The following is a 16,591-nucleotide window of genomic DNA, read 5'->3' as shown; positions in this document are numbered from 1 at the left end:
GACAGTCTGGCATCGACCGCGCGCGACGCAAAGCCGGTCAGGCAGCCGCGTAACGGGCCGCTCCGCCGATCCAGCGTTCGACCAGCGCATCGGCGATGGCCGGAGACGTGGCCATCAACTGCTCACCGATGCTGTGCACCAGCGGCAGCAGGTCGGCATCGCGCACCAGGTCGGCGACGCGGAAATCGGCGATGCCGGTCTGCCGGGTCCCCAGCAGTTCGCCCGGTCCGCGCAGCGCCAGATCCTTCTCGGCAATCAGGAAGCCGTCATTGGTCTGGCGCATCGTGTCCAGGCGTTGCCGCGCAAGTTGCGACAGCGGCGCCTGGTACAGCAGCACGCAACTGGAGGCCGCACTGCCGCGACCGACACGGCCGCGCAACTGGTGCAACTGGGCCAGGCCCAGCCGCTCGGCGTTCTCGATGATCATCAGCGAGGCATTGGGCACGTCGACACCGACTTCGATGACGGTGGTCGCCACCAGCAGGTCCAGTTCGCCCTGCTTGAACGCGCGCATGGTGTCCTGCTTGGCCGCACTCTTCATCCGCCCATGCACGAAGCCGACGCGCACGTCCGGCAAGGCCGCAGACAGCTGTTCCCAGGTCGTCTGCGCGGCCTGCGCGACGACCTCGTCGGATTCATCGATGATCGTGCAGACCCAATAGGCCTGCCGCCCCTCCGCGCAGGCCACGCGGATCCGCTCGATCAGTTCGGGCCGGCGTTCGGCGCTCAACACCACGGTCTGCACCGGCGTGCGTCCCGGCGGCAGCTCATCGATGGCAGAAACGTCGAGATCGGCATAGGCGGCCATCGCGAGCGTGCGCGGGATCGGCGTCGCGGTCATTACCAGTTGATGCGGCACCACGCCATCGCCGGCACCCTTGTCACGCAACGCGAGGCGCTGGTGCACGCCGAAGCGATGCTGCTCGTCGACGATCGCGATCGCCAGGTCATGGAAGGCCACGCCCTGCTGCATCAAGGCATGCGTGCCGACCACCAGTTGCGCCTCACCACTGGCGACCGCGGCCAGCACCGCAGCGCGCGCGCGACCGGTGACCTTGCCCGCCAGCCAAGCCACGCGCACGCCCAGCGGTTCCAGCCAAGCGCCCAGGTTGGCCAGGTGCTGCTCGGCCAGCAGTTCGGTCGGTGCCATCAAGGCGGCCTGCTTGCCAGCATCGATCGCCAGCAGCGCCGCCATTGCCGCGACTACGGTCTTGCCGCTGCCGACATCGCCCTGCACCAGCCGCAGCATCGGTTTGCTGGCCGCGAGGTCGCGCGCGATCTCGGCATACACGCGCTGCTGCGCCCCGGTCAACGCGAACGGCAGGCGATTGCGGAACGCAGCCACCAGGCGACGCCCCGACAGCGGCGCCGCGCCATGCGACTGCAAGGCGATCCGCTGCCGCCGCAAGCTCAGGTGATGCGCCAGCAGTTCTTCCAGCGCCAGCCTGCGCTGGGCCGGATGCGTGCCGGCCAGCAGCGCCGGCACGTCGTCGTCGCGTGCCGGGCGATGCATCGTCAGCAGCGCCGAACGCAGTCGCGGCAGTTGTTGTTGTGCCAGCAATGCCGGCGGCAGCAACTCCAGCGCATCGCCTTCGGGCAGTTGCGCCAGTGCCTGCCCGACCAGCTTGCGCAGCATGACCGGTCCCACGCCTTCGATCGCCGGATACACCGGGTCGAGCGCATCGCCAAGCCCGACCTCATCCTCGTCGTCGAGGATGCTGTAACTGGGATGCACGATCTCCAGCGCGTGCTGGCCTGGCCGTGGCGTGCCATAGCAGCGCACGCGCGCGCCGACGCTGAACTGCGCGACCTGCGCGGCACGGAAATGGAAGAACCGCAGCACCAGCGTCGCGCGCGACCCATCGCCGATCGCCACCCGCAACATCGGCCGATAGCGGAAGCCGCGTTCGACGGCCTCGACGCGGCCTTCGACCTGTGCGGCGATCCCCGGCTGCAACAAGCGGATCGGCACCAGCGCGGTGCGGTCCTCGTACTGCCGAGGCAGGTGCAGCCACAGGTCCTGCAGCGTCAGCAGGCCGCGCTCGGCGAGCTTGGCGGCCAGCTTCGGCCCGACACCCGCCAACGACGCAAGCGGCTTGCCACCGGTTGCGGTCAACGCGGGCGGCTGTCGAGCCATGCGCGGGAAGCGATCAGTCGAGCGCGACGATCGCGTCGACCTCGAACAGCACGCCGCGCGGCAATGCCGACACTTCGATCGTCGAGCGCGCCGGATACGGTGCAGTGAAATATTCGCTCATCACCGTGTTGACGGCGGCGAACTGGCCCAGGTCCGTCAGGTACAGCCCCAGGCGGATCACGCCATCGAGATTGCCGCCGGCGGCATCGACGACTGCCTTCAGGTTGTCGAACGCGCGCCGCGCCTGCGCCTCGATACCGCCCTCGACCACATTGCCGGTCGCCGGATCCAGCGGGATCTGGCCCGACAGGAACACCAGGTTGCCGCTGCGCACGGCCTGCGAGTACGGGCCGATCGCTGCGGGGGCTTGCTCGGTGTGGATGATCTGGCGGGGCATGGTCGGACTCCGGGAAAACGGCGATGGGGGATATCGGTCCGGGCGTCGCGGCAGGCATCGCGGCAACGGGGCTCCAGGACAGGTGGCTCGGACAGGCGACGGGCTGGAACCAGCGGCCCGCGACGGTGCAATTCTAAACGTTCGCACGCGGACCGGGTCGGCGGGGACGGGGCTGCGGCGCACGGCCTTTGGATACGAGATGACGGTGGCTGGCGCCCGGGCTACAACCGCTGCACGCCATGCACCACGTGCAGGCGGCGGGTGCGACGGATCACTTCGGCAAGATGCTTGCGGCTCTTGACCTCGATCGAGAAACGGATCGCGGCCACGTTGCTGTCGCGTTCCAGGTATTCGACGGCCTCGATATTGGATTCGGCCTTCGCGATCGCCGCGGCGATCTGCGCCAACACGCCCGGCCGGTTCTCGGCCTCGATGCGCAACGCGGCCGGGAAGTCGCCACTGACTTCGCGGTCCCAGTCGATCGCGACCCAGCGCTCCGGCGAGCGCCGGTATTCGGGTACGTTCGGACAATCCATCCGGTGCACCACGATGCCCTTGCCGGCCGTGTGGTACCCCATGATCTCGTCGCCCGGAATCGGCATGCAGCCCTTGGCGAAACTGACCACGCCACGCTCGTTGCCGGTGATCAGGATCTTGTCGCCATGGCGGCGCGGCATGCCGTCGGCGCCCAACTGCATGCCCGACTCCCGCTGTGCCAGCGCGGTCGCGACCTGCGACGGCATGCGATTGCCCAGCGCGATGTCTTCCAGCAGGGATTCCAGCCGCGGGTAACGCAGCTCGCCGAGGAACTCGCCCAGCCGCTGCTGCGGCAGGCGATCGAGCGACGTGCCCAGATCTTCCAGCGCGCGATCGAGCATCCGGTGCCCGAGCTGCACCGCATCCTCGTGCTCGAGCTGCTTGAGCTGCCCACGGATCGCGGTGCGCGCCTTGCCGGTGACCACGTATTCCAGCCACTGCGGCTTGGGCAATGACGACTTTGCGGTGACGATCTCCACCGTCTGCCCGCTGACCAGCTTGGTCCGCAGCGGCACCAGCTTCTTGTCCACGCGCGCGGCCACGGCCTGGTTGCCGACATCGGTATGCACCGCATACGCGAAGTCGAGCGTGGTCGAATTGCGCGGCAGCGACAGGATGTCGCCCTTGGGCGAGAACAGGTAGACCTCGTCGGGAAACAGGTCGACCTTGACGTTTTCCAGAAACTCCAGCGACGAGCCGGTCGCACGCTGCGACTCCAGCAGGTTGGCGATCCACGAATGCGCGCGCGCCTGCGCACCGCTGGGAACGCTGCCGTGCTTGTAGGCCCAATGCGCGGCGATGCCGCGCTCGGCGATCAGGTCCATCTCCTCGGTGCGGATCTGCACTTCGATCGGCGAGCCATAAGGCCCGAACAGCACCGTGTGCAGCGACTGGTAGCCGTTGGCCTTGGGGATCGCGATGAAATCGCGGAAGCGGCCATCGAGCGGCTTATAGACCGAATGCGCCACGCCGAGCGCGTGGTAACAGTTGGCGGTCGAGTCGACGACGATGCGGAACCCGAACACGTCCATGACCTGGGCGAAGGTTTTGCCTTCCGCACGCATCTTGCTGTAGATGCTCCACGGCGACTTGACCCGGCCGACCAGGCGATAGCGAAGCCCCTCGTTGGCAAGCCTCTGCGCCAGTTGCGCCTCGATCTTCGACAAGGCCTCGCGCCGCAGCAGCGGCTGGTTGCGGATGTGCTTGTCCAGGATCAGGTGGCGCAGCGGATGCAGGGCATGGAAGCCCAGGTCCTGCAGCTCGGCCTTGATCTTGTTCATGCCCAGACGCTGCGCGATCGGCGCATAGACCTCCAGCGTCTCGCGCGCGATGCGCGTGCGCGACGGCCCCGGCTGCGCGCCCAGCGTGCGCATGTTGTGCAGGCGGTCGGCGAGCTTGATCAGGATCACGCGCAGGTCGCGCGCCATCGCCAGCATCATCTTGCGGAAGCTCTCGGCGGCCGCCTCCTGGCGGCTGCCGAAGTTCAGCTTGTCGAGCTTGGTCACGCCGTCGACCAGTTCGGCCACGGTTTCGCCGAACTCCGACGCGAGCTGTTCGCGCGTCAGCGGGGTGTCTTCGATGGTGTCGTGCAGGATCGCGGCGACCAGCGTCTCGATGTCGACCTTCTGCTCGGCCAGCACCCGCGCCACGGCCACCGGGTGGGTGATGTAGGGCTCGCCGGACTTGCGGGTCTGGCCGACATGCGCCGCCGCACCGACCGCCCAGGCGCGGCGAAGCAGGCTGCGCTGGTCCTCGGACAGATAGCCGGTGGCGTCGAGCAGGTCGCCCACGTAGTCGGGCACCGCATCGCGTGCAGGTGTGGCGAGGTCGGACAGGCTGCTGTCGGGCGAAGCGCTGTTGATGGGGGCTGGCGTGCCGGGTGTCATGACCGGGAGCCTAAGCGGAAAAGCGCTGAATTGGGAGTAGCACGGTCGCGGTATGGCCGCCGCTGTACAGGCGGATCCGCGACACCTGCGCGGAGCGGCCAGAAACTTCCGCGGATGGGCCAGCGCAGGGACGATAACGCCGAAGGCCCCGCCAGGGCGGGGCCTTCAGTGGACACAACGGGCAACACGCGTGCGCCGCCAGGATGCGGGCCTGCAGGCGGGCGCGCGGCGATGCCTTACAGGTCGTCGCCCTTGGACAGGTCGTCGTCGGCGACCACTTCCGCGGCGGCCCATTCCAGCGCCTCGCGCTCCTTGCGCTCGCGCTCGGACTTGTCGACGGCGTCGATGTACGGCTGGTCGATGCGACGGGCGGCGATTTCGCGCAGCGCCATGACGGTCGGCTTGTCGTCGTTCTCGCTGTTGTCAAGCTGCGGTTCGACGCCATTGGCCAGCTGGCGCGCGCGCTTGGCGGCCATCATGACCAGCTCGAAACGGTTGTCGACGACTTCCAGGCAATCTTCCACGGTGATGCGAGCCATGACTTCTCCCGGCGGCCTGGCGGCCGTCGAATGTTTACAAAGAGGGTCGCGAAGTGTACGCCAGCCGCAGGCCAACCGCAAGCCTTCCTATATATTTCAGCCAGTTACGCGACTTTCGGGACCGAAAGCCGGCCGGACACGGAAGACGACCAGAAGCCCCTCCCGCCGGCGTCCAGGGCCGCCGGGCAACGGCATGCCAGCAGAACCTGCTCACGATCTGTCGCGAGCGCGGCTAGGTGGCGCGTGGCGTGCATACCAGTGAAGAGCAGGCAGAAAGCGCAGTGTACGTGCAGGTACATGAGCAACCGAGCACCGCACGCGCGTCAGATGGCAAGCACAACAAGATCGTGAACAGGTTCTCAGGACGACAGCAGGGTCTCGATCAGGGCCTCGTGCCGCAGCACCTGCTGGGTGCGGCGCAGCCGGCTGGCGATGAAGATCGCGCACATTTCATCGACCGCGGTCTCGAAAACCTCGTTGACGATCACGTAGTCGAACTCGTCGTGATGCAGCATTTCTTCGCGCGCATTGGCCAGCCGCTGGGCGATCACCGCCTCGCTGTCCTGCCCGCGCTTGCGCATGCGCTCTTCCAGGGCCTGGCGCGACGGCGGCAGGATGAACACGCTGACCGCGTCGGGCACCTGCGCGCGCACCTGGCGGGCGCCCTGCCAGTCGATCTCCAGCAGCACGTCCTTGCCGGCTGCCAGTTGCGGCTCCACCGACTGCTTGGCGGTGCCTTTCCAGTCGCCATGCACCAGCGCGTGCTCGAAGAAGTCGCCGGCATCGATCATGCGCTGGAACTCGTCCTTGCCGACGAAGTGGTAGTGCTCGGCATGGCGCTCGCCGGGCCGTGCCGCGCGCGAGGTGAACGAGATCGACAGCGCGATGCCCTGGTCGCGTGCCAGGCAGGCATTGACGATGCTGGACTTCCCGGCCCCGGACGGCGCGGCGACGATGTAGAGGGTTCCGCGCATCAGGGAGTCGGGCATCGGGACATGAGGAGTGGACAACGCGGGATGCGCCGCAGCGCGGCCACGCCACGGAGGGCGGGAAGTCTATCGCGTCCCGGATGGTCCATTGCCGGCCGCCGCGCCTGCAGCCGCGCTCCGGCGCCCAGCCCGGCACGATCCCCGGCGCTATTCAATGTTCTGCACCTGCTCGCGGATCTGGTCGATCAGCACCTTGAGCTCCACCGCCGCCTGCGAGGTACGGGTGTCGACCGATTTCGAGCCGAGGGTGTTGGCTTCGCGGTTGAACTCCTGCAGCAGGAAATCCAGGCGGCGACCGACCGGCTCCTTCTGCTTGAGGATGCGCCGTATCTCGTCGACATGACTGCCCAGGCGATCGAGCTCCTCGTCGACGTCGAGCTTCTGCAGCCACAGCACCAGTTCCTGCTCCAGGCGGCCGGAATCGGCAGGCTGCGACAGGTCGGCCAGGCGCGACTCCAGTTTGGCGCGCTGGCCGGCACGGATCGCCGGGACCAGGGTCGCGACCTCGGCGGCGATTCGGGCGATGCCATCGACACGCTCGAGGATCGCGGCGACCAGGTTCGCGCCTTCCCGCTCGCGCGCGCCCAGGAAGTCGGACACCACCGCATCCAGCAGCGCCAGCGCATCGGCCTGCAGCGCAGTGGGGTCGCCGGTGGTGGCCTGCAGCACGCCGGGGAACTGCAGCAGTTCGGTGAACTCGATGCGCAGGTTCGGGAACCGCCCGTCGAGCTGGCCGGCCAGGCTGCCCAACTGGTCCAGCAGCGGCTGGTTCAAATGCAGGTTGACGGCGCCCTCGGCGGCCTTCAGCCGCAGGCTCAGGTCCAGCTTGCCGCGCGAGACCCGCGCCGAAATCCGCTCGCGCAGCGCCGATTCGATCGAACGCAGCTCTTCGGGCAGGCGCAGGCCCAGCTCCAGGAAGCGGTGGTTCACCGCGCGCAGTTCGCACGACAGCACGCCGTGCCCGGTGCTGCGCTCGCCTGAGGCGAATGCGGTCATGCTGCGGATCATCTTTGGCGTCCCGGTGCGGCGAAGTTGCCGATGGTAATCTAGCGACCCAGAATTTACCGGACTTTCCTGCATGAGCATTGCCCGTCCCAGCGGCCGCGCGCCCCACGACCTGCGCGAGATCCGCATCGAACGCGGCTTCACGCGACATGCCGAAGGCTCGGTCCTCGTCGCGTTCGGCGAGACCCGCGTGCTGTGCACGGCCAGCGTCGAGAACCGCGTCCCCGGCTTCCTGCGCGGCAAGGGCGAAGGCTGGGTCACCGCGGAGTACGGCATGCTGCCGCGCGCCACCCACACACGCAGCGATCGCGAAGCCTCGCGTGGCAAGCAGGGCGGCCGCACGCTCGAGATCCAGCGCCTGATCGGGCGCACGCTGCGCGCCTGCGTCGATCGCGGCGCGCTCGGCGAACGCACGATCACCCTCGACTGCGACGTGCTGCAGGCCGACGGCGGCACCCGTACCGCCGCGATCACCGGCGCCTATGTCGCCCTGGTCGACGCGGTGAACTGGCTGACCAAGCGCGGTGAGATCAAGCGCAATCCGATCTTCGGCGCGGTCGCCGCAGTCTCGGTCGGCGTCTACAAGGGCGTTCCCGTGCTCGACCTCGACTATGCCGAGGACAGCGATTGCGACACCGACATGAACGTCGTCATGAACGATGGCGGCGGCTTCATCGAACTGCAGGGCACCGCCGAAGGCCACGCCTTCCGCCGCGACGAACTCGATGCGTTGCTGGCCCTGGCCGAACAGGGCATCACCACGTTGTTCGCCGCGCAACAGGCTGCCCTGGCACAGGCATGACACGTCGCCTCGCCCTGACCACGATGGTCGTGGCCGACTACGACGAGGCCATCGCCTGGTTCACCGATGCGCTGGGCTTCCGCCTGATCGATGACATCCAGACGGTGGGCAGCGACCAGGCCGACAAGCGCTGGGTCGTGGTCGGCCCGGGCGATGGCAGCGCGGCGGCGCTGTTGCTGGCACGCGCCAGCAACGACGCGCAGCGCGCGCGGATCGGCGACCAGACCGGAGGGCGGGTCGGTTTCTTCCTCGAGACCGACGACTTCTGGCGCGACCACAAGGCCATGCAGGCGCGCGGCGTCGCGTTCCTGGAAACGCCGCGCGAAGAGCCTTACGCGACGGTCGCGGTATTCCGCGACCTCTATGGCAACACCTGGGACCTGCTGGAGCCGCGCCGATGACCGTGCCGACCACAAGCGCTGCTAACACGCTCGCTGCCAACACGCTGGTACTGGCCAGCGGCAATGCCGGCAAGCTGCTGGAACTGCAGGCGATGCTGGCCGACCTGTCGTTGCGGATCGTGCCGCAACGCGACCTGGGCGTGGACGAGGTGCCGGAAACCGGCCTGACCTTCGTCGAGAACGCGCTGATCAAGGCCCGCCATGCCAGCGCGGTCACCGGCCTGCCGGCGCTCGCCGACGATTCCGGCCTGATCGTCGATGCACTGGCAGGCGCCCCCGGCCTGTACAGCGCGCGCTACGCCGGCAGCCCGACCGACGATGCCGCCAACAACGCCAAGCTACTCGAGGCCCTGCGCGATATCCCGACCGCGCGACGCAGCGCGCGCTTCTATGCGGTGATCGTGCTGCTCAAGCATCCGGAAGACCCGCAGCCGCTGATCGCGGAAGGCCGTTGGGAGGGCATCATCACCGACGCGCCGCTCGGCCATCATGGATTCGGCTACAACCCGCTGTTCCTGGATCCGCGACACGGACTGACCGCAGCCCAGATGGCGCCGGAACTGAAGAACACGCTGAGCCATCGCGCCCAGGCGCTGGCGATATTGAAGCAGCGCCTGCAGGCCGTGTCGCCCTGACCACCGGACGGCCCCGCGCAGCACCGGGGTCACCGGGGAGAACCTGTTCACGATCTTGCTGCGCTTGCCATCTGGCACGCGTGCGGTGCTCGAAAGAACCGCCTGGAGCGGTTCTTGACAGCGCATCGCGCTGGCCCGAAGGGTGGCCGCCATGGACGGCGGCCACAAATGCTCATGTACCTCCACGTACACTGCGCTTTCTGCCTGCTCTTCACTGGTATGCACACCACGCGCCACCTGGCTGCGCTCATGACAGATCGTGAACAGGTCCTCAGCCAATCGAGTCTGTCGTCCAGGCCCGTCGCCATCCTTCCGATCTGCCGCCCATGCCTCCCGCCCTGATCCCGCCGACGCTGTCGCTGTACGTGCACCTGCCCTGGTGCGTACGCAAATGCCCGTACTGCGATTTCAATTCGCACGAAGGCCGTGGCGCGCTGCCGTTCGATGCCTACGTGGATGCGCTGCTGGCGGACCTGGACCACGACCTGCCGCTGGTCTGGGGGCGGACGATCCATTCGGTGTTCTTCGGCGGCGGCACGCCCAGCCTGTTCCCGGCCGACACCATCGACCGCTTCCTGCAAGGGGCCAGCGCCCGGCTGCGCTTCGCGCCCGGCGCCGAAATCACGCTGGAAACCAACCCCGGTACCGCCGAGCATGGCCGCTTCGAGGACTACCGGCGCGCCGGCGTGAACCGGATCAGCTTCGGCATCCAGAGTTTCGACGACGGCTGCCTGCAGCGACTCGGCCGTATCCACGACAGCGGCCAGGCGGTGGCGGCAGTCCGTCTTGCGCAGGACGCGGGCCTGGACAACCTCAACCTCGACCTGATGTACGCCCTGCCCGGCCAGGACCTGGCCATGGCGATCGCCGATGTCGAGCACGCACTCGCGCTGCAACCTGCGCATATCTCGCACTACCAGCTCACGCTCGAGCCCAACACCGTGTTCGCCGCCAGGCCCCCGCAGGACATCCCCGACGAAGACCGCGCCTGGGACATGCAGGAGCACTGCCAGTCGCGACTGGCCGATGCCGGCTATGCCCAGTACGAAGTCTCGGCGTACGCACGCGAGGGCCGGCAGTGCGCGCACAACCTCAACTACTGGCGCTTCGGCGACTACCTCGGCATCGGTGCAGGCGCGCACGGCAAGCTGACCCTGGGCAGCGAACAGGCGGTGCTGCGACGCTGGAAACACAAGCACCCGACCGCCTGGCTGGCCGCTGCCGGCAGCGCTGCCGCGATCGGCGGCGACGAGCGCATCCCCGCCAGCCGCCTGCCATTCGAGTTCATGCTCAACGCGCTGCGCCTGGTCGATGGCTTTGACCCGTCGGACTTCGAACGTCGCTGCGGCCTGCCGCTGCAGGCGATCGCCGGACCACTGGCCATCGCGCAGGCCAAGGGCTGGCTGGAGGTCGGCAGCGACTGGATCCGCCCCACTGCGCTCGGCCGGCGCTTCGGCAACGATGTGATCAGCCTGTTTCTGGACGCGTAGGGCTGGACGATCGGGCCAGCCCCGACGCATCCCCAACCCATTCACAAAAACCGTCGCCCGGGCTGGCCGAAGCCTCCCGCTCGTGTTAAGAATTGAAGAGCACGTTTCCATGGATGTTCGGATGTCGACGCAAGACACCACAGGTCAGAATCCGGCGCCACGTTCGCTTGCCAGCGCCGATCTGCCCGAGCGCGTGCGCAAGACGCTCGAGATCGCCCTGTCGATGGTGTACGAGGAACTCGACACCCCGCTGGGCCTGCTGCTGGCCGAGTTCGAGCAGGAGCTGTTCCGGCTGGCCGGCCAGGCCGGCAGCCAGGTCTTGCAGTCCGGCTACATGCAGACCCTGCGCACCTTCCGGCTCAGTCGCGCCGACCTGGTCCCGCACTTCATGCTCTCGCTCGAAGCCGGCCTGGCCGGCATCCGCAGCGCACCGGCAGCCGCGGTCGTGGTCGAGACCAAATCGCTGAACTTCAGCAACCTCAGCCTCGTCGAGACCTCGGTCGTCGACGAGGGCATGATCCTGCGCGAGATCGGCAGCCGCCAGGAAGGGCGCGCAAAGCTCGCGCTGCACCTGCTCGGCCAGCGCTTCGGGGTGCTCGCCGAATCGCCCGGCCTGGAGTCCGAACGCATTCCGCTGGGCCCGCAGGCGCTGTGCCGCTCGATCCGCATGGCCGCCAACGCGCTTGAACTGGAGTACGAATCGCGCCTGCTGCTGTACGGGATCTTCGACCGGATCGTCATGGCCAACTACGCCAGCACGCTGGAACGGCTGGACCAGCGCCTGGCGGCGACCGGCATCCTGCCGGGGCTGACCTACGTGCCGTTGCGCCTGCGCCCCACGGCGATCGCACCGGACGATGCCGGACGCGACGCCAGCAGCGCCGGCGCACGCGCAGTCGGTTCACGCCCAGCGGCACGCACTGCGGGCGGCCAGGAAAGTGGCGGCGGCGAACTCGACAACGACGCATCCACAGCAGCCAACGGAGCAGATGAAGACGCCTCCGGCGACGCGCCGACAGGCGCCCGCACCGGCCGGCCCGGCGGTCCCCTGGGTCGTGGCCTTGGCATCGCCAAGCGCCTGGGCGAACACGAAGGCCTGCTGCCGCCGGGCGCGTCCTTCCCGGCGTCGGCAGATGCCTGGGGACAGGAGCCGAACCGACCACACACGGCCTGGATGGGCGAACCCATCCAGGGCATCGACCAGAACGAACTCGCGGCAATCGAGACACTGCAGCACCTGCTGTCGGGCCGACGCGACCTGCTCGACAAGCTGCGTGTCGGCAACACTCAGGCCCCGCCACAGCCGCTGCCGACGGTCGAACTGCTGAAGGCGCTGGGCAGCCTGCAGGCGCAGCCGGCCGGCACGCCGGGCACGCCGCAGACGCTGACCGACGTCAAGCAGGTCCTGCTGGCGCAGGCGCGCCAGCAGATGGGCCATGGCGCCAACCTGAGCCAGCAGGACAGCGACACGTTCGAACTGCTGTCGATGCTGTACGCCAATCTCGAAGAAGAGATCCGCGTCGACATGCCCGCGGCCGGACTGGTCAAGCGGCTGCAGGTGCCGCTGCTGCGCGCGGCGCTGAAGGACCAGTCGTTCTTCGTCCGCCAGCGCCATCCGGCGCGCCAGCTGTTGAACACCGTGGCCGAAAACGCCGCGCGCTGGCTCGACGATGCCGATTTCGATCCGCAATTGCTGGTCCCGCTGCAGAAGGCCGTCGAATACGTCATCGAACATTACGAGGGCGATGCCAAGGTCTTTTCCGATGGCAACGCACTGCTGCAGAAGCACCTGGCCGACCAGGTCCGCAAGGCCGAACTGCTCGAGAAGCGCCATACCGAGGCCGCGAAGGGCCGTGAAAAACTCGAGATCGCCAAGCTGCGCGCCAGCGAGGTCGTGGACGCGGTCGTCGGCGAGACCCGCCTTCCCAAGTTCACCCGCGCCCTGCTCAACCAGGCCTGGGCCGACGTCCTGACGCTGACCCTGCTGCGTCACGACGAAAGCTCCGAGGAATGGAACAAGCAGCTCGACGCCACCCGCCGCATCGTCGCAACCTGCGCGCGCGACGAGCCCGGCGATGATCCGGCGCTGCAGGCCCACGTCGAGGCCTCGCTGGCGCTGGTCGGCTACCACGGCGAAGAAGCGACCGTCATCGCCCAGCGACTGACCAGCAACAAGATCGACGACGACAACGACCCGGCCTCGCGCACCGAGCTGGCGATGAAGCTCAAGACGCGCACGCGCCTGGGCGAGGACGCCGCCAAGGCCAGGCCCCGGTTGCCGCCGAGGACACCCGAGGAACAGGCGCGTTACGACCAGTTGCGGGTCTCGCCGTTCGGCATCTGGATCGAGTTCGTGACCACCGAACGCGGCGACGTGGTCCGTCGCCGGTTGTCGTGGTTCAGTCCGATCACGGGCAACGCGCTGTTCCTGAATCAGCGCGGCCAGCGCGCCGGCGAATATTCGCTCGACACCCTGGCGCGGATGATGGCGGCCGGCCAGGCGCGCATCGTCAATGCCGATCGCGGCCGCCTCGTCGATCGCGCCTGGCAGGCCACGATGAACGCCCTGCGCAGCTTCGCCGGCCGCAGCGATACCGGCGGCAGCGGCAGCAGCGGCACGGCACAGGAGAACGCGTGATGATCCAGGAATTCCGGCGCGCACGCCGCCGCAAGGCCCTCGACACGATCCTGGTCACCGACACCATGACCGAGCGCGTGCTCGGTCGCGTGGGCAACCTGTCGGAGACCGGCATGCTGCTGATCGCCAGCCAGCCGCTGGTCGAAGACGCGCTGTACCAGATCAGGTTCACGCTGTCCGATGAGGTCGCCGAGGAGCGCGCCATCGATGTCGGCGCACACCTGCTGTGGCTGGAGCACGCCAACGCCCCGGGGCGGGCCTGGGCCGGCTTCCGCTTCATCGCCAAGACCGACGGCGACGCCGAGCGCCTGCGCGCCTGGATCGACGCGCCCGGCAGCCAGTACGAGTAGGCGCGGCGGCAGGCCTGCCGCGATTGCGGCAGAATGCCGTTTTCAGCACTGGTGCATCGCCGATGTCCCTCGCCGCAGCCAATCTCTACGCCGACCATGTCGCGACCCTGCTCGCACGCACCGCTACCGCGCTCGAGCGCGGCGGACTCGACCACCTGGTCGTGCCCAGCGGCACCCTGCATTACCAGGTCTTTGACGACCGCGACTATCCGTATGCGGTCAACCCGCACTTCAAGGCCTGGTTGCCGCTGACGCGCAATCCCGGCTCATGGCTGGTCGTCACTCCCGGCCGCAAACCCAAACTGATCTACCTGCAGCCGCGCGACTACTGGCATGTCGTTCCCGAGACGCCCAGCGGATGGTGGGTCGACCAGTTCGACATCGTGGTGATCCGCAAACCAGAAGACGCCACCCAGCACCTGCCGGGCAATGCCTCGCGTTGCGCGATTCTGGGCGAAGACCTCAGCGCCCTCGGTAACTACGGCGCGTTCAAGCCCAACAACCCGCGCCCGGTGCTGGACTACCTGGACTATCACCGCGCCTTCAAGACGCCTTACGAAATCGAGATGATTCGCGAAGCATCGCGTCGCGGCATCCGCGCGCACCGGGCTGCGGAACGCGCGTTCCGTGCCGGCGCCAGCGAGTTCGGCATCCACCTGGCCTACTGCCAGGCGGCCGGCCAGGATGCCAATGAACTGCCGTACGGCAATATCGTTGCGCTCAACGAACATGGCGCGGTGCTGCACTACACCGAACTGGGTCGCGTCCCGCCCGTTCCTGCGCACAGCTTCCTGATCGACGCCGGCGCCAGCCACGGCGGTTACGCCTGCGACATCACGCGCACCTATGCCAGCGATACCTCCGGCGAATTCCAGGCGATGATCGATGCCGTCGACGCCGCGCAGCAACGCATGTGCGCACAGGTCCAGGCCGGTACGGACTACAGGCAGCTGCACCTCGACGCGCATCTCGCGCTGTCGGAGATCCTCCGTGATGTCGGCATCCTCAAGGTCTCGCCCGACACCGCGGTCGAGACCGGTGTCAGCAGCACGTTCTTCCCGCATGGCCTGGGCCATGGCATCGGCCTGCAGGTGCACGACGTCGCCGGCTTCGCCGCATCCGACAGCGGCGGCACGATCGCCAAGCCCGATGGCCATCCCTACCTGCGCCTGACCCGCGTGCTGGAACCGGGCATGGTGGTGACGATCGAACCCGGGCTCTATTTCGTCGACATGCTGCTCGAAGACCTGCAGGCCGGCGCGCATGCCGACAGCGTCGACTGGAACCGCGTCGACGCGTTCCGCCGCTACGGCGGCATCCGCATCGAGGACAACGTGGTCTGCACCGGCAGCGACGCGATCAACCTGACGCGCGAGGCGTTCGCGGAGCACTGAGCCGCAAGCCAGCACCTGCGCGCGCCTTGCCGCGCAGGCCACCGCGCAGCAATCAACGCACAGGCTGCGCCATCAACGCTTCGATCTCGTCCGCACTGCGCGCGAGCTTGCCGGTCAGCACGTGGTGGCCATCCCTGGTGATCGCCACATCATCTTCGGTACGGATGCCGATGCCACGCCATTTCGCATCGACGCTGGTGTCGTCCGGCGACACGTAAAGACCGGGCTCGATGGTGAACACCATGCCCGGTTCCAGCAGGCGTGACTCGCCGTCGATGCGGTAGTCGCCGACGTCGTGCACGTCCAGGCCCAGCCAGTGCCCGGTCTTGTGGCGATAGAAGCGCTTGTAGCTGCCATCGTCGATGTTCTTGCGCAGCTTGCCCTTCAGCAGCCCCAACGACAGCAGGCCATCGGTCAGGGTTTCCACGGCCACATGGTGGCCGGCTTCGTAGGCGATGCCCGGACGCGCCAGCGCCAGCGCAGCGGCATGCGCGGCGCCGACCAGGTCATACAGCGCGCGCTGCGCAGGCGTGAAGCGGCCGTTGGCCGGGAACGTGCGGGTAATGTCGGACGCATAGCCGCGATGCTCGGCACCGGCATCGATCAGCACCAGGTCGCCATCGCGCGCGGTCGCGGCATTGGCGCGGTAGTGCAGCACGCAGGCGTTGGCGCCCGCACCGACGATGCTCTCGTAGGCCGGCACCGCGTCGTGGCGGCGGAACACGTACTCCAACTCGGCCTGCAACTGGTATTCGTGGATCCCAGGCCGCGCCGCCCGCATCGCCGCCTCGTGCGCCAGCACGCTGATGTCGGCGGCACGCTGCATCAGCTTCAACTCGTCGCGCGACTTGAACAGCCGCATCTCGTCGAGCAGATGCCCCAGCTCCAGGAACTCGTGCGGCGGCTGCGCCCCCATGCGCACCTGCGAGCGCACACGGTTGAGCCAGCCGATCAGCTTGAGGTCGAAATCGGTGTCGCGCCCGAAGTGGTAATAGACGCGGCTCCGTCCTTCCAGCAGGCCGGGCAGGATCTCGTCGAGATCGTCGATCGGATAGGCATCGTCCATGCCGTAGTCGTCGACCGCGCCCTCCGGGCCGGTGCGCGGGCCATCCCAGGCTTCGCGCTCGGGATCGCGCTCCCGGCAGAACAGCAGCGCCTCGCCATGCTTGCGTCCCGGCACCAGGACCAGCACGGCGTCCGGCTCGAGGAAACCCGACAGGTACCAGAGATCGGAATCCTGGCGATACGGGTAATGGGTGTCGTGGCTACGGATGCGCTCGGGCGCCGACGGCACGACGACGATCGCGTCCTCACCGGCCATCCGCATCAACTGCTGCCGGCGGCGCGCATGGCCCTGCCGCGAGGTGCCGGTCTGCGGGCCCATGTCGGTC

13 protein-coding genes and 1 pseudogene are annotated in these 16,591 nt (G+C 68.0%); 7 read left to right on the top strand and 7 right to left on the bottom strand.

Annotated features, from left to right (window positions below; all coding sequences use genetic code 11):
• Positions 1-37: 37 nt before the first annotated feature.
• From recG to ACYX7E_RS07215, 6 genes and pseudogenes are all read right to left on the bottom strand, one after another.
• Positions 38-2,143: pseudogene (gene recG / locus ACYX7E_RS07240) on the bottom strand (ATP-dependent DNA helicase RecG); the annotation flags it as partial.
• 7 nt (positions 2,144-2,150) lie between these two features.
• A complete protein-coding gene (locus ACYX7E_RS07235; RefSeq protein WP_462079902.1) occupies positions 2,151-2,534 on the bottom strand; it encodes a RidA family protein in 384 nt (127 codons plus the stop codon).
• A 221-nt stretch (positions 2,535-2,755) separates the two neighbouring features.
• A complete protein-coding gene (locus tag ACYX7E_RS07230; protein ID WP_462079901.1) occupies positions 2,756-4,957 on the bottom strand; it encodes a RelA/SpoT family protein in 2,202 nt (733 codons plus the stop codon).
• Between the two features lie 236 nt (positions 4,958-5,193).
• Entirely contained in the window at positions 5,194-5,496 is a 303-nt protein-coding gene (rpoZ, locus tag ACYX7E_RS07225) for a DNA-directed RNA polymerase subunit omega (protein ID WP_462079900.1), read from the bottom strand.
• 359 nt (positions 5,497-5,855) lie between these two features.
• Positions 5,856-6,470: a guanylate kinase gene (gmk, locus tag ACYX7E_RS07220; protein WP_462080242.1), complete on the bottom strand. Its 615-nt coding sequence runs from the start codon at positions 6,468-6,470 to the stop codon at positions 5,856-5,858.
• 162 nt (positions 6,471-6,632) lie between these two features.
• Complete coding sequence (locus tag ACYX7E_RS07215; protein ID WP_462079899.1) at positions 6,633-7,493, bottom strand: YicC/YloC family endoribonuclease; 861 nt, start codon at positions 7,491-7,493, stop codon at positions 6,633-6,635.
• A 70-nt stretch (positions 7,494-7,563) separates the two neighbouring features.
• Between ACYX7E_RS07215 and rph the strand changes: the two genes are divergently transcribed.
• From rph to pepQ, 7 genes are all read left to right on the top strand, one after another.
• Positions 7,564-8,292: a ribonuclease PH gene (gene rph, locus ACYX7E_RS07210; protein WP_462079898.1), complete on the top strand. Its 729-nt coding sequence runs from the start codon at positions 7,564-7,566 to the stop codon at positions 8,290-8,292.
• Entirely contained in the window at positions 8,289-8,693 is a 405-nt protein-coding gene (locus ACYX7E_RS07205) for a VOC family protein (RefSeq protein ID WP_462079897.1), read from the top strand. Before rph ends, ACYX7E_RS07205 begins: the two co-directional genes overlap by 4 nt.
• A complete protein-coding gene (rdgB, locus tag ACYX7E_RS07200; protein ID WP_462079896.1) occupies positions 8,690-9,328 on the top strand; it encodes an RdgB/HAM1 family non-canonical purine NTP pyrophosphatase in 639 nt (212 codons plus the stop codon). Before ACYX7E_RS07205 ends, rdgB begins: the two co-directional genes overlap by 4 nt.
• 326 nt (positions 9,329-9,654) lie before the next feature.
• Positions 9,655-10,818 (top strand): radical SAM family heme chaperone HemW, encoded by a 1,164-nt coding sequence (gene hemW / locus ACYX7E_RS07195; RefSeq protein ID WP_462079895.1) that lies wholly within the window; start codon positions 9,655-9,657, stop codon positions 10,816-10,818.
• Between the two features lie 121 nt (positions 10,819-10,939).
• On the top strand, positions 10,940-13,456 hold the full coding sequence (locus ACYX7E_RS07190; protein WP_462079894.1) for a DUF1631 family protein: 2,517 nt from the start codon (positions 10,940-10,942) through the stop codon (positions 13,454-13,456).
• A complete protein-coding gene (locus tag ACYX7E_RS07185; RefSeq protein WP_462079893.1) occupies positions 13,456-13,806 on the top strand; it encodes a PilZ domain-containing protein in 351 nt (116 codons plus the stop codon). The genes ACYX7E_RS07190 and ACYX7E_RS07185 overlap by 1 nt, the downstream gene beginning before the upstream one ends.
• A gap of 62 nt (positions 13,807-13,868) precedes the next feature.
• Positions 13,869-15,200, top strand: a complete 1,332-nt coding sequence (gene pepQ / locus ACYX7E_RS07180) for a Xaa-Pro dipeptidase (protein WP_462079892.1) — start codon at positions 13,869-13,871, stop codon at positions 15,198-15,200.
• A gap of 52 nt (positions 15,201-15,252) precedes the next feature.
• On the opposite strand, the gene ACYX7E_RS07175 is transcribed toward pepQ, so the two are convergent.
• Positions 15,253-16,584 carry an aminopeptidase P N-terminal domain-containing protein gene (locus ACYX7E_RS07175; RefSeq protein ID WP_462079891.1) on the bottom strand — a complete coding sequence of 444 codons (1,332 nt, stop codon included), beginning with the start codon at positions 16,582-16,584 and terminating at the stop codon, positions 15,253-15,255.
• Between the last annotated feature and the right edge of the window lie 7 nt (positions 16,585-16,591).

The sequence above is a fragment of the Luteimonas sp. RIT-PG2_3 genome (assembly GCF_054902115.1).
Note: the sequence above shows the minus strand (reverse complement) of the source record. Positions and strands in the feature narration are given on the sequence as shown.